This window comes from Candidatus Eisenbacteria bacterium (genome assembly GCA_005893305.1).
In the GTDB taxonomy this organism is placed as follows: Bacteria; Eisenbacteria; RBG-16-71-46; order SZUA-252; family SZUA-252; genus WS-9.
In genome coordinates this window covers 239,249-261,339 of the sequence record VBOZ01000008.1, presented here as the reverse complement: position 1 = coordinate 261,339, position 22,091 = coordinate 239,249, and the positions used below count along the sequence as shown (strand labels likewise).

The 22,091-nt window shown below is 69.1% G+C and carries 16 protein-coding genes; 12 read left to right on the top strand and 4 right to left on the bottom strand.

The features are described 5' to 3' along the window. Positions 1-18: 18 nt before the first annotated feature. The 6 genes from E6K79_02405 to E6K79_02380 all read left to right on the top strand — a co-directional run bounded on the left by E6K79_02405 (position 19) and on the right by E6K79_02380 (position 8,843). A complete protein-coding gene (locus tag E6K79_02405; protein TMQ66777.1) occupies positions 19-1,413 on the top strand; it encodes an aspartate aminotransferase family protein in 1,395 nt (464 codons plus the stop codon). Continuing rightward, positions 1,410-2,084 carry a response regulator transcription factor gene (locus tag E6K79_02400; protein TMQ66776.1) on the top strand — a complete coding sequence of 225 codons (675 nt, stop codon included), beginning with the start codon at positions 1,410-1,412 and terminating at the stop codon, positions 2,082-2,084. Before E6K79_02405 ends, E6K79_02400 begins: the two co-directional genes overlap by 4 nt. Continuing rightward, a complete protein-coding gene (locus E6K79_02395; GenBank protein TMQ66775.1) occupies positions 2,081-3,436 on the top strand; it encodes a HAMP domain-containing histidine kinase in 1,356 nt (451 codons plus the stop codon). Before E6K79_02400 ends, E6K79_02395 begins: the two co-directional genes overlap by 4 nt. 99 nt (positions 3,437-3,535) lie before the next feature. Beyond that, positions 3,536-4,867, top strand: coding sequence for a hypothetical protein (locus E6K79_02390; GenBank protein ID TMQ66774.1), 1,332 nt, complete (start codon positions 3,536-3,538; stop codon positions 4,865-4,867). Between the two features lie 5 nt (positions 4,868-4,872). After that, the gene (locus tag E6K79_02385) at positions 4,873-5,841 is read left to right on the top strand and encodes an HlyD family efflux transporter periplasmic adaptor subunit (GenBank protein TMQ66773.1); all 969 of its coding nucleotides are present in this window, start codon (positions 4,873-4,875) and stop codon (positions 5,839-5,841) included. After that, positions 5,529-8,843 carry an efflux RND transporter permease subunit gene (locus tag E6K79_02380; GenBank protein ID TMQ66772.1) on the top strand — a complete coding sequence of 1,105 codons (3,315 nt, stop codon included), beginning with the start codon at positions 5,529-5,531 and terminating at the stop codon, positions 8,841-8,843. Before E6K79_02385 ends, E6K79_02380 begins: the two co-directional genes overlap by 313 nt. On the opposite strand, the gene E6K79_02375 is transcribed toward E6K79_02380, so the two are convergent. Then, a complete protein-coding gene (locus tag E6K79_02375; GenBank protein TMQ66771.1) occupies positions 8,840-10,408 on the bottom strand; it encodes an HAD family hydrolase in 1,569 nt (522 codons plus the stop codon). The two genes, E6K79_02380 and E6K79_02375, sit on opposite strands and share 4 nt — an antisense overlap. On the opposite strand from E6K79_02375, the gene E6K79_02370 reads away from it, so the two are divergent. Beyond that, entirely contained in the window at positions 10,348-11,799 is a 1,452-nt protein-coding gene (locus E6K79_02370) for a hypothetical protein (protein TMQ66770.1), read from the top strand. The genes E6K79_02375 and E6K79_02370 overlap by 61 nt on opposite strands. Next, a complete protein-coding gene (locus E6K79_02365; protein TMQ66769.1) occupies positions 11,796-12,551 on the top strand; it encodes a rhomboid family intramembrane serine protease in 756 nt (251 codons plus the stop codon). The genes E6K79_02370 and E6K79_02365 overlap by 4 nt, the downstream gene beginning before the upstream one ends. A gap of 14 nt (positions 12,552-12,565) precedes the next feature. Here E6K79_02365 and E6K79_02360 read toward each other — a convergent pair whose 3' ends face one another. Further along, on the bottom strand, positions 12,566-13,612 hold the full coding sequence (locus E6K79_02360) for a 2-oxoacid:ferredoxin oxidoreductase subunit beta (protein TMQ66768.1): 1,047 nt from the start codon (positions 13,610-13,612) through the stop codon (positions 12,566-12,568). Further along, positions 13,609-15,441 carry a 2-oxoacid:acceptor oxidoreductase subunit alpha gene (locus E6K79_02355; protein ID TMQ66767.1) on the bottom strand — a complete coding sequence of 611 codons (1,833 nt, stop codon included), beginning with the start codon at positions 15,439-15,441 and terminating at the stop codon, positions 13,609-13,611. The genes E6K79_02360 and E6K79_02355 overlap by 4 nt, the downstream gene beginning before the upstream one ends. A gap of 169 nt (positions 15,442-15,610) precedes the next feature. On the opposite strand from E6K79_02355, the gene nadA reads away from it, so the two are divergent. The 4 genes from nadA (at position 15,611) to E6K79_02335 (ending at position 21,358) form a co-directional block, all read left to right on the top strand. Further along, the gene (nadA, locus tag E6K79_02350; protein ID TMQ66766.1) at positions 15,611-16,702 is read left to right on the top strand and encodes a quinolinate synthase NadA; all 1,092 of its coding nucleotides are present in this window, start codon (positions 15,611-15,613) and stop codon (positions 16,700-16,702) included. Between the two features lie 23 nt (positions 16,703-16,725). Next, on the top strand, positions 16,726-16,923 hold the full coding sequence (locus tag E6K79_02345; protein ID TMQ66765.1) for a 4Fe-4S dicluster domain-containing protein: 198 nt from the start codon (positions 16,726-16,728) through the stop codon (positions 16,921-16,923). A 205-nt stretch (positions 16,924-17,128) separates the two neighbouring features. Continuing rightward, positions 17,129-18,769 (top strand): hypothetical protein, encoded by a 1,641-nt coding sequence (locus E6K79_02340; GenBank protein ID TMQ66764.1) that lies wholly within the window; start codon positions 17,129-17,131, stop codon positions 18,767-18,769. Positions 18,770-18,799: 30 nt separating this feature from the next. Continuing rightward, the gene (locus E6K79_02335; protein TMQ66763.1) at positions 18,800-21,358 is read left to right on the top strand and encodes a PBP1A family penicillin-binding protein; all 2,559 of its coding nucleotides are present in this window, start codon (positions 18,800-18,802) and stop codon (positions 21,356-21,358) included. Positions 21,359-21,387: 29 nt separating this feature from the next. Here the strand turns inward: E6K79_02335 and pyrE are convergent, their stop codons facing one another. Further along, positions 21,388-21,957: an orotate phosphoribosyltransferase gene (gene pyrE, locus E6K79_02330; GenBank protein ID TMQ66762.1), complete on the bottom strand. Its 570-nt coding sequence runs from the start codon at positions 21,955-21,957 to the stop codon at positions 21,388-21,390. Positions 21,958-22,091: the final 134 nt, after the last annotated feature.

Below are 22,091 nucleotides of genomic sequence, written 5' to 3'. Positions count from 1 at the left end.
GGCGCGCGAGGGCGCCGCGTGAAGCGGGCGGCACTCCAGGGCGATGAGCTGCCGGCGGTCATCGCGCCCCCACCCGGACCGAAGTCCCGCGCCGCGGCCAAGCGACTCCGCCGCGCGGAGGGCGCGGCCATCTGGGGACGCGACGAATCGCCGATCGTCTGGTCCCGCGCGCGCGGTGCTGTCGTCGAGGATCTCGACGGGAACCGGTACGTGGACTTCACGTCCGGATTCGGCGTCGCATCGCTCGGCCACTCCGCGCCGGAGGTCAAGCGCGCGGTCTCCGCCCAGGCGGGCCGGCTCGTCCAGGGGCTCGGCGACCTGATGCCGCACGCCGCGCGGGAGAAGCTGGTGCGCCGTCTCTCGAAGCTGGGCGGGCGGCTCAACCGCGTGCTTCTGGCCAGCACGGGCGCGGAGACAGTGGAGCTGGCGCTGAAGACGGCCGCGATCGCGACCGGTCGCCGTCGGGTCGTCTCGTTCCGGGGTGCCTATCACGGCGATTCCTACGGGGCTCTGGAGGTCACCGATTACCCGAAGCCGCCGGAGCCGCTGCGCGCGCAGCTTCAGGGCCGGGCGATCCGCGTGCCGTATCCGTACCCGTACCGCGACGCTCCCGCGGCCGTCCGCGAAGGAGCGAGCGACGATGGGTCGCGCGTCGAGGAGGCGTTCGCATTGATCGACGCGGAGCTCGGGACGGCCGACCCACCCGGCGCGGTGATCGTGGAGCCGATCCAGGGGCGCGCCGGCGCGATCGTGCCGCCGCCGGGATTCCTCCCTCGACTCTGCCGGCACGCGCGGGAGCGCCGCCTTCTGGTGATCTACGACGAGATCCTGACCGGGGCGGGAAGGACCGGGCCGTTCTGGGCGTGGGAGCGCTCGGGCCCGGACGCGGAGCCCGACCTCCTCTGTGCCGGGAAGGGACTCGGCGGCGGCGTCGCGATCGCCGCGCTCCTTGGAAGGGCCGAAGTGATGGAGGCCTGGAGACGCCACGTTCCGCCGTCGGGCGAGGCGCCGCACGCAAGCACCTTCTACGCCCACCCGCTCGCCTGCGCCGGCGCGCTTGCCGCGATCGAGCGGCTCACGGCGCCGGACTTCCGGGAGCACGCGGATAAGATGGGAACGACGCTCGCGGAGGGACTGACGAGGATCGCCGATCGGCACCCCACGGTCGGCGAGGCCCGCTCGGCCGGGCTTCTCGGCGCCATCGAGCTGGTGCGCGATCGCGTGAGCAAGGAGGCGGCCCCTGAGATTCTCGGCCGGGTCATCTCGGACCTCCTCGCTCGAGGGGTCCTGGCCCTACCCAGCGGCATTCACGAGAATGTCCTGATGCTGCTCCCGCCGCTCACGATTCACGAGGCCCAGCTCCGGCACGGTCTCGAGGCGATCGACGCGGCGATCGCGAGGGTGAAGCCATGAATGTCCTCCTCGTGGAAGACAGCGCGCCGACGCGCGATCTGCTGAGCCGCTACCTCGGAGAGGCTGGCATGACCGCCACGTTCGCGTCCCGTCTGAGCACCGGCTTCGAGCGCGCGATGGCGGGCGAATTCGACGTCATCGTTCTGGATCTCATGCTCCCCGATGGGGACGGCCTCGACCTCTGCCGGCGACTGCGAGCGGCGGGGAACTCGACGCCGGTGCTCTGCCTCACCGCCCGCGCCGAGGTGGCGGATCGAGTCGCGGGTCTCGACGCGGGTGCGGACGACTACTTGAAGAAGCCGTTCGCGCTGGCCGAGCTCTCGGCCCGCATCCGCGCGCTCGCCCGGCGCCGCGGGGTGCCGCCACCCCGGATCCTCGAAGCCGCCGGCACAAAGATCGACTTCACCGCGCGTCGATTACAGCACCGGGGCCACGAGGTGCCGCTCACGGACCGCGAATGGAGGCTGCTCGAGATGCTCGCCGCGCGCAGCGGCCACGTCGTGGAGCGCGCGGAGATCCTCCAGGTGCTCTGGCCCGGGGCCGAGCAGGCCGGAGCGGATAGTCTCGACGTGATCCTGGGCCGCGTACGCCGGAAGCTTCGCTCCGAATCGGGCGGATTCGGCATCCGAACGATCCGGGGCGCGGGCCTCGTATTCGAGCCGTCGTCATGAGCCAGCGTTCGCTGGCCGCCCGTCTCCTCTCGCTCCAGCTGCTCCTCGTGTCGACGGCAATTGTCCTGATCGCGGTCTCCACCTTCTGGCTCACCGATCGCCTTCTGATCCATGAAGAGGGAAGGGCGCTGGAGGAAGCGGCGGCGCGGGCCGCCGCGGGCATCGCCGGAGAGTGGAACGAGGAGAAGGACCTTGCCCGCGCCGCCCGATCGGCGGTGGAGGAGAGCCCGCTCCTCGGCTACGCGATCGACGTGTACGACCAGAATCGCCATCTTGTCTTCACCACGTCGCGGCAGTCCGGATCCGCCAAAGCGGGCGGGACGCGTCAGAACGAGGTCCGGCTGCCTCAGGGAGGATGGGTGGTGGCGCGTGTTTCGACGGAATCCCGCCGCGGAGCCGTCGCGGCGCTCCTCGTCGTGCTCACGATCGTTTCGCTCATCGTGTTCGCCCTCACCTTCGCCGCAAGCCGAATTCTGGCCCGGCGGGAGCTGGCGCCGCTCGCCAGGCTCGCCGGCGAGGCAGATCAGCTCGCGCGGGACATGCGGATTCGCCCGCTCCACAGGGACGGGGATCCCGTCGAGGTCGGGGCCGTCGCCACGGCGTTCGATCGGCTGCTCGCGAGGCTCGACGAATTTCTGGAGTCGGAGCGCAACTTCACCCGGGACGCCGCGCACGAATTGCGGACGCCGCTGACGGTCATCTCGGGGGAGCTTGAATACGCGCTCGCGGACGCCGCCCTCCCCGGCGTCCATCGTGCTCATCTGGAGAGCGCCCGCTCCCAGGCCCGCGCCCTCAGCGACCTCGTGGACGCCCTGCTCTTCCTCCGCTCGGCCGAGGGCGGAGCGCCGGGCGTGGGACGCGCCGGCGACCCGGTCAACCTCGGGGACGTGGCGCGGGACCTCATTCCGGCAATCCAAACAGAAAATCCCTCGAGGGTCGCCGATCTCGAAGTGCGCGTGCCCGACGAGGCGCTGGTGGCCGGCGACGCGGAGCTGCTCGCGGCCGCCGTGCGCAACCTGATCGAGAACGCGATCAAGTTCACGGACGATCGCAAGCCGGTCCGGGTCTTAGTCACCGCCGACTCCGACTGGGTCCGCCTCACCGTCGAGGACGGCGGTCCGGGCGTCCCTGCCGCCGAAGCCGAGCGCGTCTTCGATCCCTTCTACCGAGGCGCCGAAGCCCGCGCGACGAGGTCTGGCCTCGGACTCGGGCTGTCGCTGGCTCGGCGGATCGCGCGCGCCCACGGGGGCGATCTTCGTCTTGACCGATCGGAGCTGGGCGGCGCGTTGCTCGAGCTTCGACTCCCGGCGCTCGCTCGCGGTTCTGGCCGCGGCCGTGCCTTTTCCGTTTAGCCGCCGTTTAGCTCGCCGGTCAATCCGCGAAACTTGGGGCCGATAGGTAGAGTCTCAACGAGTATTCTGAGCACCCACCACCCAGGAGGCCCTCCGACCATGCTGCGGCCCGCGGCGGCCATCGCGATCGCGCTCTGCCTGGCGTGTTCCGAGGCTTCCGCTTCGAGTGATCCCAAGACTTCGTCCGACTCTCTCTCGGTTCGGAGCTGCGCGGCCGTAGCGCTGGCCGGTTCGGTGGAAACGCAGGCGGCCCGGTGGAGCGCGGCCGCGGCCGCGCAGGACGCCACCGCGGCGCGCCGCAATGCGGCCCCCGAGCTCCGCCTCCATTCCGGGGCGTTGATTGCGCCGTCCGGCTTCTACGACCCCGCGATCACCAACCTCGGACAGTACGATTTCAAGGTGGCGATGGATCTCCGTCTCTTCGACGGCGACCAGCGGCGCCGCGATCGGGCGCGCAGCGAGACGTCGGCGCGGCAGGCCGACGCGGAGTTCACAGCGGCGTCGGGCGCGGCGGGGCTCGAGGCCGCGCGCCTGGCGACCGAGGTGCTCTTGGCGCGCGGCGGGATCGAGCGCCGCAGAGACCAGGAGCTATGGACCGCGCGCGTGCTCGAGGCGGTGCGATCCTCCGCCCGCGCCGGGCTTCGCAGCCCGTCCGATGTGAACCGCCTGCAGCTCGACCTGCAAACGCTCGCCATGGACCGCGCCGACCTCGAGTCGGCGATGGCCTCGTCCGCCCGGGCCTTGGGCGCGTTCCTTGACCCCGCGTCCGCCGGCGCCCGATTCGAGGCCGTCCGGGACACGACCTGGAGCGAGGCGTCGCCGTCGGAAGGCGATTCGTCGAGCGTCTTCCATCGATTCGAAGGGTCGGCCGACGTGCGCCGGGCCGAGGCCGCTGCCGGCTTCGCGCGGCTCGATCTGGAGTCGGCGCGCCGCCTCAAGGCGCCGCAGGTGGGGCTCTCGGCCGACGCCGGCCTCGCCGGCACCGACCTCACCCGGATCGCGCCTCCGGAATCCGGCGGCACGGGGAGCGATCTCGGCAACCGGCTGCGCCGCGATCTCGGCGCTTCGTTGAGTCTCGACATGTCGCTGCCGCTCAACCGGCCGGGTCTGGGATCGACGGTCGCCGCCCGCGAAGCCGAGTTCAGGGCGGCCGAGCTCCGGCTCACGCGGGCTCGAAGCACCGCACGGCTCGGCGCGCTCGATCTCCTCTCGAGGTGGAACGACGGAGCGCGCCGCCTCGCCGCCGCGGAGTCGGCGGCCGCTCTGGCGGAGTCGAACCTGCTCCGCGTCCGGAGCCTTTACTTCGCGGGCTCGGTGTCGCTCTTGGAGCTCCTGGACTCCCGGCGGGCGTGGCTCGACGCCGCCGACCGTGAGGCGTCGGCGCGGCACGACCTGCACCTGGTCTTCATCGAATCCGAGATCGCGAGGTAGCGACGATGCGCGCACTCCCCAAAATGCTGATGATCCTCGGACTCGGTGCCGCGCTCGCGGGCTGCAGCTCGGAGCCGCCTGCCGATACCGCGGCGATCCCGAGACCCGAGGTGCGGGTCGCGCGGGTGGAATCCCGATCGTTCCGGGAAACGATCGAGGCGCCGGGCCAGTGGAAGGCGTCTGTCGAGACCGTGCTTCCCGCGCCCTTCGAAGCGGTGGTCGAGTCGATCGCCGTGGGGATCGGCGATCGCGTCCGTCGGGGCGAGGTCCTCGCGTGGTGCCGGACCGCGGAGTCGGACGCGGTGCTCCGGGGAGCCGAGATGATGAGGCGGCAGGCGACCGACGCGCGGAGCATTCAGGACGCCGAGCAAGCGGTCGCCGAGGCCCGCAGGTCGATCGTCCACGTGCCGATCACGAGCCCGGCGAGCGGGACCGTGCTCCGGCGCCAGATCGATGCCGGATCGCGGCTCAGCTCCGGGAGCGAGCTCCTCGCCGTCGTCACGGACGACGCCCTTGTGTTCGAGGTCCGCGTCCCGGTCTCCGAATCCGCGGCGATCCGCGCCGGAATGGAGTCGACGATATCGGACGGTGACGGTCCGGCGCGCGCCGCCCGCGTCCGGTCCTCGCTCCCGACCTCCGGGGGTGACCAGTCGACCCTCGTCTGGCTGCGCCCTCAGGCGCCTCCCGAGCGTCCCGCTCTGGGGAGGTTCGGCACGGGGGTCATCTTCACGGGACGGAACATCACGTCGCTGGCCGTGCCCGATACCGCCGTGGTGGAAGACGATCTCACCGGGGCGAGCCGGATCGCGGTTCTGGATTCGGGCGAGGTCGTGCGTTGGGTGAGCGTGCGCCTCGGCCCCCGGGTCGATCGCGCGCGGGCGGTCTCGGGAGCCGATCTCAAACAGGGGGTGCTCCTCGTCGTGGACGGCCAGCGGGCGCTCCTCGACGGAATGCACGTAGCGGTTCGACCGTGACGCGTTTCTTTCGGTCGCTCCAGTCCCAGCACCGGGCCGTCCTGTTCGCGTTCCTGCTTCTCGCCGCGGCCGGGATCGCCCTCGGCCTCAAGCTTCCCGCCGCGATCCTGCCCGAGGTCACCTTTCCCCGGATCACGGTGATCGCCGACAGCGGGGAGCGGGACACCGACGAGATGCTCCGCGGGGTGACCATGCCCCTGGAGCAGAGCATCCGCCGCGTCCCGGGGCTTCACGAGATGCGCTCCACCACCAGTCGCGGCTCCAGCGAGATCAACCTGAATTTCGACTGGGGCTCGGACATGGACCTGGCGCTCTCGCGGGTGCAGGCCCTCGCCTCCTCGATTCGCGATCAGCTCCCGGCCGGGACGTCGCTCGATGCGCGCCTGATGAGCCCGACCCTGTTCCCGGTGGTCGGGCTCTCCCTCACCTCGCCCCAACGTTCGCAGATCGAGCTGCGCGACATGGCGGAGCTTCAGCTCCGACCCGCCTTGGCTCGGCTGCCCGGGGTTTCCGAGGTCGTGCTGCAGGGCGGGCGGAAGCCCGAGGTCCGCGTGACCCTGGACGTGGCCGCATTGCATGCGCGGAGCCTCACCGTCTCCGATGTCGCGGACGCGGTCGCCCGCGCCCTCGAGCTACGGAGCCTCGGCCTCAAGGAAGCCAACCGGGAGCTCTACTTGGCCTTGGTCGACGCCCGGCCGCACAGCCTCGAGGAGGTCGCCGCTATCCCGATCCCGACGCCCGGCGGCGCGCCGGTTCCACTCGGCGCGCTGGGGCAGATCGATCTCGCGGACGCGCCGCAGTTCACGCGCTACGCGGCGCGCCAGGGCGAGGCGGTGCTCATCAATCTTCTCCGCCAGCAGAGCGCCAGCACCGTCACGCTCGCGGATGCCCTGACCTCCTGGCTCGCCTCCCACCGGAGCGAGCTCCCGCCGGACGTGAGCGTGGGCATCTTCTACGACCAGGCGGATCTCATTCGGGCCTCGATCGGGAGCGTCCGCGACGGGCTCCTCGTCGGCGGGCTGCTCGCGATCGCGATCATCGCCGCGTTCATCGGGAGCCCGTTCCTTGGCGCGCTCGCGGCGGTCGTGCTCCCGGGCAGCGTCGCGCTCACGCTCCTCGGCCTCGGCATGGCGCGGCAGTCCCTGAACCTCATGACCCTGGGAGGGATCGCCGCGGCGATCGGCCTGGTCCTCGACGACGCGATCGTCATCGTCGAGCACCTCGCGCACGAGGGCGCCCGAGGTCGCGATCGGGCCGAGGCACTGGCCGAGCTTGCCCCGACCGTGTTCGCGTCCAGCTTCTGCACGCTCGCGATCTTCGTGCCGTTCGGGCTCCTCGGCGGCCTGGCTGGGGCGTTCTTCCGCGTGCTGGCGGTCTCGATCGCGACGATGCTCTCGGCGTCGCTCGTGCTCAGCCTGACGCTCCTTCCATACCTGGCGGGGCTGCGACGCGGGGCCCCGCGGCTGCCGTTCGCCGGCGCGGGGGAGACGCTCGTCTCGCGTCTGCTGCGCCATCGGCGAGCGATCTGGATCGGGGTCGGCGTGATCGCGCTCCTCGGGGCCGGCCTCGGCGTGGGGATGGGGAGCGGATTCCTACCCTCCATGGACGAGGGCTCGCTCATTCTCGACTACTTCACGCCCGCCGGCACGTCGCTCGAAGAGACGGTGCGGATGCTGGCGCCGCTGGAGCGCCAGCTCGACGCGACATCCGAGATCGTCGCGTGGTCGCGCCGCACGGGAAATCAGCTCGGCTTTTTCATCACCGAGCCCAACCACGGCGACTACGTCCTCCGCCTCAAGAGTGCCCGCCACCGGACCGGGGAGGAGATCGCCGACGACCTGCGCCAGCGGATCGGGGTCGCGGCGCCGGGGATCGAGATCGAGTTCGGGCAGCTGGTCGAGGACGTGATCGGCGATCTCACCACCAGCCCGCAGCCGATCGAGGTGCGATTGATCACGGAGGACCGCGCGCTCGGGCAGCGTCTCGCGCGGGAGGCCGCCGCGGTAATCGCGCGCGTGCCCGGCGTGGTCGACGTGCGCGACGGCGTGGTCATCAGCGGCCCCAATTTGCTGCTCACGCCCAACCGGAACGGATCCCGTCTCGGAATCGACGCGCCGGGTCTGGAGGCGCTCCTCGGGCCGCGGGTCGCCGGCGTCCCCGCGGGGCAGATGCCGCGCGTGGCGCGCGTGTGGCCGGTGCGCCTCACGCTGCCGCCGGCGCCGGGGGATCGGCTGGCGTCGCTCCTCGACACCGAGGCTCCGACGGCGGGAGGCGGTCTGGTCCGCCTGGCGGACGTCGCCACGCCCCGGCTGGTGCCCGGGGACGCGGAGGTCCAGCGCGCCGATCAGCGGAGTGTCAACACCATCACCGCCCGGCTGTCCGGCCGGGATCTCGGCTCGACCGTCGCCGAGATCCGCCGTCTGCTCCGCGCGCGCCTTGCGTCGAGCCCCGGCGTCGGAGTCGAGTACGCCGGCCAGTATCAGGAGCAGCAGTCGTCGTTCCAGGGATTGCTTCTGGTGCTGGCGCTCGCGAGCTCCACCGTGCTCCTCATTCTTCTCCTGGCGTTTCGATCGTGGCGGCAGTCCGTCGCCGTGCTGGGAACGGCGCTGGCGTCGCTCGCGGGGGTCTTCGTAGCGCTTCGCGCGGCCGGCGAGACGTTCAACCTGTCGAGCTTCGTCGGAGCGATCATGGTCGTCGGCATCGTGGCCGAGAACGCGGTCTTCGTCGTCGCGGAGTATCGCCGTCGCCGCGAGGGCGGCGCCGATTCCCACGAGGCGGCGCGGCTCGCCGCGACCCGGCGCCTTCGGCCGATCTTGATGACCACGCTCGCGGGAATCGCGGCGCTGACGCCGCTCCTGCTGGGGTGGGGAGCGGGGAGCGCGCTCCTGCGTCCCCTGGCGCTGGCCGTCACGGGCGGCTTCGCCTTGTCGGCGCCGCTGCTGCTCCTCTTCCTGCCGTCCCTGCTCGCCGCGGGTCTCCCGGAAGGGGAGGCGCCCGCCTAGATGTCGTGAGGCATGTAGCCGACGGGGGACTGGAAGTAATAATTCCAGGGGTAGTGCAGGAAATTCGACACCCGGCTCGTATAGACGCAGGCGAAATCCTTGAGCTGGTGACCGAAGCGGCTCGACTCGTTGCCTTCGCGGAAGAGCGAGCCCCACCGGGGATTGTAGGCCCGGTCGATCTTCACCCGCAGGCTCTCGATCTCGCCCTCCAGCTCCACGCCGCGCCGGTCCATCTCCTCGATCTGAATCGGGACGCCTTCGATCCGCGCCGCGATCTCGGCGCGCCGCGTCGGATCCGTACCGTCGTTCTCGCTCAGCACGAACGCCAAGCGCCTGAGCTCCCGCCCCATCGCCGCCTTTTCGATCTCCAGCTGGTGGCGCTCCGAGGAGAGCTTCGCGAGCCGCTCGAATTCCTTGGCGAAGTCGGTCGTGACCGTGATCTCCCGGTCGAGCTCCGGAACGATCATGGCCGTCCGCCAGCCGGCGACCCGCTTCGACTGTAGGATGTCGCCGTACGTGTGATCGCCGAAGTAGAGGATGTGCTCGCCGCTCGCGCCGAGCGCGCGCTGGAGGTACGCGCTCCCGCCCCCGCGGCCGATGGTCGCCGAGAGCTTCTGTCCCTTGAGCCCGGGGACCGGCTCCGGCGCCTCCGCCGATCCGAAGAAGTCCGGCTTTCCCGCTTCCACGATCACGAGATTGAAGAGCTCCGTCCAGTGGCCGGGGGCGCCCTTTCCCCTCACCAATATGTGACGGAGCAGCTTGTCGGTGTATTCCCATTCGCTGTTCGTGAGAAGGAAGAGCTTCTTCCCGGCCCGCCGGAACTCCTCGAGCGTGATCCGCGCCTCGGGATCGAACCGGATGTAGCGATCGAGGTCCCCGGTGATCACCGACTTGAGCGTCCCGTCCCGGTGCGCCTCGTCGATCATCTCCCGGACGTCCTGGTAGACCTTTTCGTAGTCGAGCGCAGCGCCCCGATCGCGCTTCTCCAGAAAGTCGACCAGGCAGAGGTAGAGGTAGACTTCCGGCAAATGGAACAGGGTGTCGACCGATACGTAATTCTCGTGCCCCAGCCGGATCCGATCGGACCGATAGGCCCGCTTCCGCTCGTCCGAGCGGAGCTGGGTCAGGCCGTGGTAGGCGCGCGAGACGAAATTGAAGTAGTCCATCTTGAGAAGGTTCCCGCGCTTCTTGTCCACCACGAGACCCCGGATGACCCACGGTGGGTCGTACGGAAACGCCAGGATCTCGCGCGGGTACCCCTTGTTCTCGACCAGCTTCTGCTTCGTGAGGTCGAAGGCGAGCGTCTCGACGGCGACGGGATCGTAGTGCGCCAGCGTGTGGTCGAGATCGAAGCCGATCGCCCGGATCTTCGTCATGCGCAGGTTCCGGTTGACGAACACCCGGTGGCGGCGCGGAATGCGGTGCTCGCGGTATCGGAGCGCCCGGGCCGAGGGCTCGCGCGGCACCGCCGGCGGCTGCTTGCTCGGGGGGGGCACGCGGGTCAATGCCTGGGGCTCCCTCGGGGCTTCGGTTTTCGACGGGGTTTGGGGCTTCGCTTCGGCCATGGGGGCATTGTAGGGAATCGCGGGTCGGCGCGCCACGACTTGACGCGACGGTGCCGCGTCCCTACCTTACCCAGGTGAATCTCTGCATCTACGAGGATCCCGAGGTCGCCCTCTTCGGACCGCACGCGCTCCTCCGACCTGTCTTCGCGCTTCGGTGCGGTATTTTCTCTCTGATCGAGAAGCTCATCCGGGCCTTCCCCGACGCGCCGCTCGTGCTCGTCGTCCGCCCGGAGCTGGAGGACCTCGTGCGGGTCCTCTATCCGACGGCGCAGGTCGGCGAGCCTCCGGAGGAAGAGACGCTCTTCGTGAACGGGCGGCTCTGCATGACCGACGACGAGGTGCTCCACTTCCTCGCCGCCTCCCCGACCGAGGCTTCCTTCATGGCGAACGGAGTGCTCTTCGCCGCGAAGGTAGCCGCGAAGCGGGTGGCTCACGCGGCGCGCCATCTCCGCGCCGGAAGCCCGGAGCGCGCCTTCGAGGATCTCCGGTTCCCGGCCGAGGTGAACGCGTTCCTCTCGCGCTCCGCGGCGGACCTCATCCGATGGAGCCCCCGGCAGATCGTCCAGGACTTCCGGAGCGCGTTTCAGCCGGGAACCGTGCGCGGAACCGTCGAAGCCGGCGTCCACGTCACCCAGCCGGAGGCGCTCCACGTCGCGAGGGGGGCCCGGGTCCAATCGGGGGCGGTCCTGAACGCCGAGATGGGTCCGATCCTGATCCAGGAGAATGCGACGGTCGAGCCGCTCACGTACATCGAGGGACCCGCGGTGATCGGCGAGAGGACGGTCGTGAAGGCGGGGGCCAGGATCCGGGGCGGATCCTCGATCGGCCCGGTCTGCAAGGTGGGAGGCGAGATCGAGGCGTCGGTATTCCAAGGATATTCGAACAAGCAGCACGACGGATTCCTGGGGCACTCCTACGTCGGAGAGTGGGTGAACCTGGGCGCTGACACCAACAACAGCGACCTGAAGAACAACTACGGTGAGATCCGCTTCTTCCGCTCCGCGGCCGCGTTCCGCGAGGGCAAGGGCGAGGGGTCGGGGCAGAAGTTCCTGGGCCTCACGGTGGGGGACTTCACGAAAACCGGGATCGGCACCTCGTTCACGACCGGGTGCGTGGTCGGGATCGGCTGCAATCTATTCGGAACGGAATTGATGCCCGCCTACGTTCCGTCGTTCGTCTGGGGCTCGCCCGGCTCCTTCGTCGAGCACCGGGTCGACGGCGTGATCGAGACGGCGGCCCGCGCGATGGAGCGGCGCAAGGTCGAGCTTCGGGTCGAGCTCGATTCGCTCGTCCGCCAGGCGTTCGACGACTCGAAGAAGGACCGGGCGCTCTTCCTGGATGCCCGACCCGCCGCGGCGCCGCGAAGCACGGCGCGCAAGGTCCGCAAGTGAACGGTCGATTCGAGCAGCCTCGTCAGATCGTCCTCGGCGGCCCGCTCTCGCCCGGCGTCCGGACGCTCCTCTTCGCGACCGTGGGCGTCTACGTCTTCCAGGTGCTCGCCGGATTTCTCGCCCAGGTGCGCTTCGACCGGCTCTTCGGCCTGGTGCCGTACGACGTCACCCACCATCTCTTCCTGTGGCAGATGGTGACCTACATGTTTCTCCACGGCGGCTTCCTCCATCTGCTCCTCAACATGCTCGCGCTCTGGATGTTCGGGACGGAGCTGGAGTGGCTCTGGGGAACCCAGAGGTTCTTCCGCTTCTACTTCGTGACCGGCATCGGAGCCGCGCTCTGCTCGACGCTCGTGACTCCGGGCAGCACGATCCCGATCATCGGAGCGTCGGGAGCGATCTATGGCCTCCTGGCCGCTTACGGGCTTCTCTTTCCGGAGCGGACGCTGCTTCTCTACTTCGTCATTCCGATCAAGGCGAAGTACTTCGTTCTGATCCTGGGTGCCATCACCTTCTGGTCCAGCCTGACGTCGAACGGCGGCGGGGTGGCGCACGTGGCGCATCTGGGAGGGATGCTCTTCGGCTGGCTCTACCTGAGAGGGCCCACGCCGTGGCGCGGGTGGCGCGGCTTCCGCTTCAGGAATCCCTTTCGCGGCATGAGGGATCGTTGGCGGCGCGAGCGGCTGCGGAAAAAGTTCAAGGTCTACTACCGGGAGACGCGGGGCGACGACGATCCCCCGCAGGACGGGTAGGGGAGCGTCAGGCCTTAACCCTTTCCGATCTTCAGGCCGGCCATGACCTCTTCGAGGGCGGCCTTGGGAGGGCGGACCCGCTCGAGCGGCAGCGACGCGAGCGGCTCGTCCACCAGGTTGAGCTCCCGATCCAGAGGCTCCTTCCCCTGATCGAGGTAGAGAATTCCCGTCATGAATCGGTTCTCCGCCCGCCCTTGGTGGATCATCCCGATCGCCCGCGTCCGGTCGGTCGGGTCGTAGTCCTCCTCCAGCTTCTTCAGCACGATCCGCGAGCCGTCGTGGAGGGACACCTCCCGGGTCTCGCCTGGCGCGTAGTCGACCTCGATGTTCTCGAAGTGCGGAACGAAGCTGATTTCATGGAGCGGGGCGTCGTGCTCCTTCACGTTCAGGTAGCTCTTCGTCGATCCCTCGTGGTTGTTGAACGTGACGCAGGGGCTGATCACGTCGAGGACGGCCGTCCCGCGGTGGGAGAAAGCCGCCTTGAGTATCGGCCGGAGCTGCTTGGGATCCCCCGAGAACGAGCGCGCGACGAAGCCGCAGCCCAGCTCGATCGCGACCGCGCAGAGATCGATCGGCATGTAGTCGTTCACCTGGCCCGCCTTCGCCTTGCTGCCGACGTCCGCGGTCGCGGAGAACTGCCCCTTCGTGAGGCCGTAGACGCCGTTGTTCTCGATGATGTAGACGACCGGAACGTTGCGGCGGATGAGATGGCAGTACTGGCCGAGCCCGATCGACGCGCTGTCTCCGTCTCCGGAGACTCCGAGAAGGATCAGCTCCCGGTTGGCGACGTGGACGCCGGTCGCGATCGACGGCATCCGGCCGTGGACGGCGTTGAATGAATGCGACCGGCCCAGGAAGTAGGCCGGCGTCTTGCTGGAGCAGCCGATCCCCGAGAGCTTCGCCACGCGGTGCTGCTCCAGGCCCAGCTCGAACGCCGCCTGGATGATGCTCGCCGTGATCGCGTCGTGCCCGCAGCCGGGGCAGAGCGTGGACTTCGATCCCTTGTAATCGCTCGCGGTCAGGCCGATGCGGTTTACCGGAGCGCTCGTCGGGGGGGTCATCGGGCGGCCACCTCCATTTGCTCTCCGGACCGCATGCCCTCGATCACGCTCCGCGCGTCGATCGGAAGCCCGTCGTAGTGGAGGATCGAACGGATGCGCGGCGCCAGGTCCGCGTACTCCATCTTGAGGAGCGCGGCCATCTGGGCGTCGCGGTTCTGCTCGACCACGTAGATCCGCTCATGCGCCTCGACGAAGCGCCGGACTTCCTTCGAGAACGGGTAGCCTTTTACCAGCAGGTACGAGGTCGCCAGGCCGTCGGCGCGCAGGCGATCCCGCGCCTCGTCCATGGCGTGGTGCGTCGAGCCGAACGCCACCATGCCCACCTCCGCGCCTCGCGCCCGCTCGACCACGGGTGCCGGCATAAGCTCCCTCGCGGTCTCCCACTTCCGCCGAAGCCGGTCCATGACGCGGGCGTAGGTCTCCGCGCTCTCCGTGTAGCGCGCCTGCTCGTCGTGGCCGGAGCCGCGCGTGAAATAGCCGGCCAGCGGGTGCGGCGTCCCGGGCAGCGTCCGGTAGGGGATCGCATCCCCGTCGATGTCCTTGTACCGCTCGAACGATCCGATCCGGGTGAGGTCGGCGGCGTCCAGAACCTTGCCGCGGTCCCACGGCTTCTCGGGATAGCGGAAGGGATCGGACATCCAGACGTTCATGCCGAGGTCAAGGTCGGACATCACGAAGACCGGCGTCTGGAGCCGCTCGGCAAGGTCGAACGCCTTGAGCCCGAACTCGTAGCAGTCCTCCACCGTGGCGGGGAAGAGCATCACGTGCTTCGTATCGCCGTGCGAGAGGAACGCCACCGAGAGGAGGTCCGCCTGCGACGTGCGCGTGGGGAGCCCCGTGCTCGGCCCGATGCGCTGGATGTCCCAGATCACGGCGGGGATCTCCGCGTAGTACGCGTAGCCGGTGAACTCGGTCATGAGCGAGAGACCTGGTCCCGACGTCGTCGTCATGGCGCGCGCTCCCGCCCAGGAAGCGCCGAGGACCATCCCGATGGCGGCGATCTCGTCCTCGGCCTGGACCACGGCGTACGTGGCCTTTCCGCTCTTCGGGTCGCGGCGGTAGCGGGCGAGGAACATCTCCAGCTGCTCGGCGAGGCTCGAGGAGGGCGTGATCGGATACCACGAGACGTAGGTGACGCCGGCGAACACCGCGCCGAGCGCTCCGGCTTGGTTTCCGTCGATCAGGATCTTCCCCGCGGTCTTGTCGGCCCGACGGACCTGGAATGGCGCTTTCTTGAGATTCGCGGACGCGTAGTCGATTCCGGCCCGCACGGCGGCGCGGTTCATTTCCAAAGCCTTCGGTTTCTTTCCCAGTTGCGCCGTGAGCGCTTGGTCGACCTCGGCCGGATCGATCCCCAGGAGCCAGCTCACCACCCCGACGTAGATCATGTTGACGACAAGCTTCCGGAGCTTCGCGTCGGCGACCAGGGGTTCCACCAGCTTCGCGAACGGAACGGTGTAGACGACGCGGTCCGGGGGAATTTTAGGAGCAGGAGCCCCCTCCGCGAGGAGGATCACGCTTCCGGGGCCCATCGCTGAAACGTCGGCCAGCGAGGTCTCGGGGTTGATCGAGACGAGGACGTCGTAGCGCGTGTCGCGAGAGACGTAGCCTTGGTCGTTGATCCGGATCGTGAACCAGGTGGGGAGCCCGGCGATGTTCGAGGGGAAGAGGTTCTTCCCCGACACGGGAACGCCCATCTGGAACACGGCGCGCAGCAGCGTCGTGTTCGCGGTCTGGCTTCCCGAGCCGTTCACCGTCGCGATGTGGATCGTGAAATTGTTGTCGCTGGGCGACAAGGAGCGTTTCCCGTTGTTTGAGGGTGGATCCATGGGCCGGATGACCCATGGTCCCATTTCAATCGGGGTGGGTCAAGACCGCCGGGACGCCTCGGCGCCCCCAACCCTGTTTAGACGCGCCGAATGCCGCGAGCGATTCGGCGCCAAGGAGGCGGGTTCTTTCCCTTGACCCGAAGCCCCTCGGCGCATCAAATAGAGTGATATGGGCACGCGCACTTTGTCGGTTCCAGAGCCTTACTTGGTCCTCGAGGACGACGAGATCGCGACCCGCATCCGCGCGGCGAAGCGCGCGCTGGGCGGGTCCCTCGTCATCCTGGGACACCACTATCAACGCGACGACGTCATCGAGCACGCCGACATCACGGGCGACTCCTACAAGCTGGCCCGGCTCGGCGCCGAGCGCACGGACGCCGAGTGGATCGTCTTCTGCGGCGTTCACTTCATGGCGGAGAGCGCCGATATCTTGAGACAACCGCACCAGAAGGTGATCCTTCCCGACATGAACGCGGGCTGCTCCATGGCCGACATGGCGGCCACCGACGACGTGCTCGATGCCGGCGCGGCCCTGGAACGAGCCGGGCTTCATTCCATCATGCCGATCACGTACATGAATTCCACCGCGGACGTCAAAGCATTCTGCGGCGAGCGGGGAGGCGCGGTCTGCACCTCGTCGAATTGCCGCGGCATCTTCGAGTGGGCGTTCCGGGAGCGGGAGCAGGTCTTCTTCCTCCCCGACGAGCACTTGGGCCGGAACACGGCCGTCGAGATGGGGATCCCGCTCGAGCGGATCGTCCTCTGGGATCCTCGGCTGCCGCAGGGCGGGATCTCCGACGAAGCCCTCCGGAGCGCGAAGGTGATCGTCTGGAGGGGCTGCTGCTCCGTCCATACGAAGTTCCAGCTCCGGCACGTGGCCGAGCGCAGAGCCGAAGATCCGAGCGTGAAGATCCTGGTCCACCCGGAAGTGCCGCACGAGGTGGCGCGGGCCGCCGACCACGTGGGCTCGACGGAGACCATCATCCGGACGCTGCGCGAGGCGCCCGCCGGATCGAGCTGGGCGGTCGGCACCGAGTATCATCTTGTCCAGCGGCTCCAAAGGACGCTCCCCGACAAGAAGATCGCGATCCTCTCGAAGGATTTCTGCATGTGCGCTACAATGTACCGGATTTCTCCGCAGAATCTCCTGTGGGGGCTCGAGCGCATTGTCGAAGGCGAGCCGGTGAACGTGATTCGCGTCGCGGAGACGACGAAGCACTGGGCGCGCGCGGCGCTCGACCGCATGCTCCAAGTGCAGTAGCTTCGACCCGATTCGGAGGCCGCATGGCGTATGAGATCGTGAAGGACATCTGCGAAGGCGAAAGCTCCTGCGTGGATGTCTGCCCCGTCGACTGCATCAAGAAGGGCGAGGGGCAAAATGTCAAAGGCACCCTCTGGCTCTTCATCGTCGCCGAGGATTGCGTGAGCTGTAACGCCTGCCTCGAGGCCTGTCCCGTAGAAGGAGCGATCCTTCCGGATTGACGGTGTAGGGGGCCGCGCGCAACGGCCTGATGTTGAAACGACTTACACGGTTTTCCTCTGATTCCAGATAGCTCGCGCCCCGCCTCGGCTGCCTCCTTTCACCTCAAGAACTTACCGGCCGAATCCGATAGCTACCGGTACGGGAGCTCGTGGGTACCTCCGCGCGCGGGCCCGAAATCACCGTTGCCGGGAGACTCGGTCCGAGATGATCTGCGCCGAAGCAAAACTCAAGCTGGAGCCGTGCGTCTCCGGAACGCTGTCGCCCGAGGACCGGATCGCCCTAGAGGAGCACCTCGCGGTCTGCGAAGGGTGCCGGCTCGAGCTGGAGCTGACCCGGGCCGTCATGGGGGCACCGTCGTTCGAAGGTCCTGACGAGCCGCTCGCACCCGCGGCGCAATCGCCCGAGACGACCGAGTCGATAGAGTCGACCCCGGAAGCGCAGTCATCGATGCCGATGCACGGGGAAGCGCGCGCCTCGACACCCCTGTTCGACGAGATCTCCTTCGCCGATGTAGGTTCCGAGCCGTCCGCGGCGGGGTCGGGCACGCCACCGGCCGCCGGCGGGAAAGCGTCCGGCTCGAGCGAGGCCGACCCCTTCGCGAATTTCACGCCCAAGGCGGAAGCGCCAGCCGAGCAGCCGGCCGCGACGTGGGACTTCGAGCCCGCCGATGTGCCGCGCGATTCGGCGCCCCCGGAAGGAAGCCTCTCGTTCGCGAACGAAGCCCTCAAGCGGAAGCGCGACGCGGACGAGAAGCGGAAGACGACGCTCGTTCGTCTTGCTCTCTGGGGCGGCGGTATCGGCTGCGGTCTCGTGCTGCTTGGCGTATCGGTCTGGATCGCGCTCGCGTTCAGGCAGGACAAGGCGCTGGACGTCACTCCGGATGGGGGGACGCCCTCCGTCGCGCCGCAACCGGATGCCACGGCCACGCCGAGCGCCCCGGACGGAAGCACGACGACCACGCCGTCCGCGACGGCGCAACCGACGCCCGCGCCGTCCGCGACGACACAACCGACGACCACGTCCGCGCCGACGCAGCCGACCACGGGTTCGGGGGCGCCGCCGTCGCCGGCCCCGACGATCCTCGACGCGACGCCAGGCGTGGCGTCGTCGCCGGGCCCGCCGCCGGATGCGACCAAATCGGGCTCCCGCACGGCGAAGGGCAAGCCCAAAGCGGGCACCAGCGCCGCGGCCAAATCGCCGAAAGACGCCAATAGCGGCGACGGCGAAGGCTTCCCGTGGAGGCCGGTGGATGATGTTCCGACCGCTCCAAGCCGCGTCGTCCGGACGACCGGCACCCGGCAAGCACCCGACGCGGCCGCGCCGAAACCGGTCGCGCCCGAGGCCGCCCCTCAACCCGAGGCGGCACTGGAGCCCAGGCCCGCCCCGGTGAATCCGTCCGAAACGAGCTGGCCGGAGCGGGGGACGGCACCGTCCGGAGGTGCCCCGGCTCCAAGCGCGGGCGCAACGACCCCCGCGAATCCCCCGCCGCAGCCGGCGGGCGAGGCCGCGCAGCCCCAGCAGGACCGTGCATCGATGAGACCGATCGACCGGCTCCAACTCGCGACCGGGTTCGCCGCGAAGAACGCGGACTTAGCCGCGCTCCGGAAGCTCAAGTCCTCTTGGAAATCCCTCGTCGGCTCGACGGCCGGGCCGGATCGGACCCGCGCGAAGCTCGAATATGCGGACTGTCTCTGGTCGATTCAGGAACTCTCCGGCCGCAACTCGGACCGGCGGGATGCGCTCACCGCGTACCGCGACTACGTCCTCAACGCGCCGGCGGGCGGCACCAATTCCCGCACCGTCGGCCGGATGCGGTACCTCGAAGACGTCCTCATCGACAAGTAGCGTTTCGCGAAATCGTGCCGCGCGGTTGACGTGCGCCACGGCTCCCCCTACGCTCCTCCGGTAGTGACCGAGAAGCCGCAATCCAAGCCCGCACCCCGCAAACCGGGCCCGTGGTGGACGCGCCGGCCCGACTGGCTGCCCCCCGGGCGCGTCCGCTGGCTCGCGTTCATCCTGCTCCTGGTCCTCGCCTTCCTCGGATACGACTGGTTCCGGCTCTCCTCGCTCTCCTCGTACCGCTACGCGGGGCAGGGGTGGAAGTTTCCGACCCAGGTCTACGCCGATTGGCGCGACTACCGCGTCGGGGATCACGTCGACGCGACGGTCATACAGCGCGCGCTCGATCGCGCGCAGTACCGCCGGGTCTGGAAGATCCCGGCCGATCCGGGGCAGTACCGGATCCGTGGCACGGCCTTCGAGATCCATCTCCGTCCCTTCACTTATCCGGATCACGTGGAGCGGGGCTCCGAGGTGGTCATGGATATTCAAGACAACCAGGTCGCCTCCCTGGGCGAGGGATTTGCCGAGCCCGGTCCGCGCGGCCTTCTGCGGATCGACCCCGAGATCCTGGGCGAGTTCTCGGATCAGGAGCGCGAGCGGCGGAGCTACATCCCCCTGGCGGCCATGCCGCGGCATCTGGTTCTCGCGGTGGTCGCGAGCGAGGACCGCCGCTTCTTCCGGCACTGGGGACTCGACCTTCTCGGCATGGGCCGCGCGACCGTGCGCAACCTGCGCGCCGGAGGGGTGGTCGAGGGCGGGAGCACGATCAGCCAGCAGCTCGTGAAGAACCTCTTCCTCTCGCGCGAGCGAAACGTCTGGAGGAAGTTTCACGAGGCGCTGCTCGCCGTGATGGTGGAGCTACGCTATTCCAAGGAGCAGATCCTCGAGTTCTACTTGAACCAGATCTACCTGGGGCAGCGCGGCTCCTGGAGCGTGTGCGGGGTCGAGGAAGGGTCGCTCTACTATTTCAACAAGCACGTCCAAGAGATCACGCCCGCCGAGGCGGCGCTTCTTGTCGGCATCATCCCGGCGCCGAACAAGCTGTCCCCGTACCGCGATCCCGAGGCTGCGCTCGCGCGCCGGGATCAGGTCCTCGTCGACATGGTGGAGTGCGGCTTCATCTCGAAGCAGGACGCGGCCCGGTACCGGCAGACCTCGCTCCGCTTTGCCGCCAATGCGCCGCCCACGACGCGCGCCCCGTACTTCGTCGACTACGTTCGGGAGCTCCTCGCCAAGGACATCTCCGAGTCCGACCTGAGCGCGCGCGGCTTCTCGATCTTCACCACGCTGGACGGCCGGATGCAGGAAGAGGCCGAGCGGATCGCGCGCGCCGGGGCGCGGGACGCGGACGCGCGCTCGCCGATCGGAGGAGCCGAGCGCAGTCCCGCGCAGGCGTCGCTCGTGGCGATCGAGCCCTCGACGGGGTATATCCGCGCGATGGTCGGCGGGCGGAACTACGCGGAGAGCCCCTACAATCGCGCGGTCGATTCCCGCCGGCAGCCGGGCTCCGCCTTCAAGCCGTTCGTCTACGCCGCGGCCCTCGATTCCTATTTCTCGGGCAAGCGGCCGCCGATCACCGCCGCGACGCTCCTGCGCGATCAGCCCGACACGTTCCAGACCGACCTCGGGCCGTGGTCGCCCAAGAATTTCGAGAACTCGTACGCGGGGCAGGTGACCGTGGCCCGCGCCCTCGCGCGCTCGCTCAACGTGGCGACGGTGAGGCTATCGCAGATGGTGGGGCTCCCGAAGGTGATCGAGATGGCGCGCTCCCTCGGGATCGAGAGCCGGCTTCGCCAGGTCGCGTCGCTCGCGCTTGGGACCAGCGAGCTCTCGGTCCTCGAGCTGACGACCGCCTACGCGACGCTCGCGAACGGCGGCGTGCGCGTGCCCCCGATCGCGGTGAAGGCGGTTCTCGACCGCGGCGGCAACGTCCGGTGGTCGCCGCGGCGGGAGGGTCGCCGCGTCATTCGCCCCGAGACCGCCTACCTGACGACGATCCTTCTCGAGGGACCGGTGATCTACGGGACCGCGTCCGCGATCCGGAGCGCGTACGGCTTCATGCGGCCGGCGGCCGGGAAGACCGGGACCACGGACGATGAGAACGACGCGTGGTTCATCGGCTACTCGCCCGACCTGGCCACCGGGGTGTGGGTCGGGTGCGACCGGAACCGCCGCATTGGCCTCACCGGCACCGCGGCCGCGGTGCCGATCTGGGCTCGCTTCATGCAGGTCGCGCTTCAGGACCGGCCGTTTCGCGATTTCGAGGCGCCGGAAGACGTGGTGGACGCCTGGATCGACGGCGACACCGGATATCGCGCGGGGCCCGATTGCCTGCACGTGATGCGGGCCGCATTCATCCGCAAGACGGAGCCGCGCCAGCTCTGCCCGGTGTTGCACATGCCGTTCTGGTCCGATTCGCTCGCGGCCGACTCCACGGGCAACGGGGAACCCACGGTTCCTCCGGATCAGGCGCCCGAACAGGAGCCGCCGCCTTCCCCTCCGCAGCCGACCAGCGAGCCGCCGTCCGGGGATGCCGCCGGCGCCGGGGGCGCGGGGGTCGAGCCCGACAACACCGGGCAGCCGGGGAACTAGAGGAGCCGCGAAACCGGGGTGCGGCGAAGCTAGGGCAGGAATTCTTGGATCTGAAATAGCGCGCGGAACGGGACGCCGCGCGTCGCGAACTCCTCGCCGCCGCCCTCGCCGCGATCGACGACGCAGACCACCACGCGCACTTCGCCGCCGGCCGCTTTCACGGCGTCGTGCGCCTGAAGCGCGGATCCGCCCTTCGTGACCACGTCGTCGACGATCGCGGCGGGGAGGGCCTTGTCGAAGGGACCCTCGATCCGATTCCCGGTGCCGTGGGACTTCTGCTCCTTTCTCACGAGGAATCCGACCAGCCCTCTCCCCTGGAGCTGCGTCCACGCGATCGTGGCGCCCACGATCGGATCGGCGCCGAGCGTCAGCCCTCCGATCGATTTCACTCCGTGCTCCGCGAGGATCGGGTCCAGGAGGCGGGCGATCAGGAGCGCGCCCTCCGGATGAAGGCTCGTCTGACGCACGTCCGCGTAATACTTGCTTTTCGCTCCAGAGGAGAGCGTGAAGTCGCCGAAGCGGATCGATCGCTCGGCGAGAATCTGCTTTAGGCGGGCGCGCGCGGCGGCGGGTGAGGGGTGCGCGGTCATCGTTTCCATCCGGCGCGAGAGATATCATACTTCCGCGCGCGGGCGAATCGGAAAAAGGGTTGAAGGCGTCCGCGCAGCGTCGTGTAGACTCGGAAGGTGGATCACCCGAGCCCCCCGATGCGTGCCCCCGACAGTCGCGACGA

Bases quoted from the DNA above. Each gene is read 5' to 3' on its own strand.
- E6K79_02390 (TMQ66774.1), top strand. From the start codon at position 3,536: ATGCTGCGGCCCGCGGCGGCCATCGCGATCGCGCTCTGCCTGGCGTGT.
- E6K79_02395 (TMQ66775.1), top strand. From the start codon at position 2,081: ATGAGCCAGCGTTCGCTGGCCGCCCGTCTCCTCTCGCTCCAGCTGCTC.
- E6K79_02360 (TMQ66768.1), bottom strand. From the start codon at position 13,612: ATGACCCCCCCGACGAGCGCTCCGGTAAACCGCATCGGCCTGACCGCG.
- E6K79_02355 (TMQ66767.1), bottom strand. From the start codon at position 15,441: ATGGATCCACCCTCAAACAACGGGAAACGCTCCTTGTCGCCCAGCGAC.
- nadA (TMQ66766.1), top strand. From the start codon at position 15,611: ATGGGCACGCGCACTTTGTCGGTTCCAGAGCCTTACTTGGTCCTCGAG.
- pyrE (TMQ66762.1), bottom strand. From the start codon at position 21,957: ATGGAAACGATGACCGCGCACCCCTCACCCGCCGCCGCGCGCGCCCGC.
- E6K79_02375 (TMQ66771.1), bottom strand. From the start codon at position 10,408: ATGGCCGAAGCGAAGCCCCAAACCCCGTCGAAAACCGAAGCCCCGAGG.
- E6K79_02340 (TMQ66764.1), top strand. From the start codon at position 17,129: ATGATCTGCGCCGAAGCAAAACTCAAGCTGGAGCCGTGCGTCTCCGGA.
- E6K79_02370 (TMQ66770.1), top strand. From the start codon at position 10,348: ATGCCTGGGGCTCCCTCGGGGCTTCGGTTTTCGACGGGGTTTGGGGCT.
- E6K79_02400 (TMQ66776.1), top strand. From the start codon at position 1,410: ATGAATGTCCTCCTCGTGGAAGACAGCGCGCCGACGCGCGATCTGCTG.
- E6K79_02385 (TMQ66773.1), top strand. From the start codon at position 4,873: ATGCGCGCACTCCCCAAAATGCTGATGATCCTCGGACTCGGTGCCGCG.
- E6K79_02345 (TMQ66765.1), top strand. From the start codon at position 16,726: ATGGCGTATGAGATCGTGAAGGACATCTGCGAAGGCGAAAGCTCCTGC.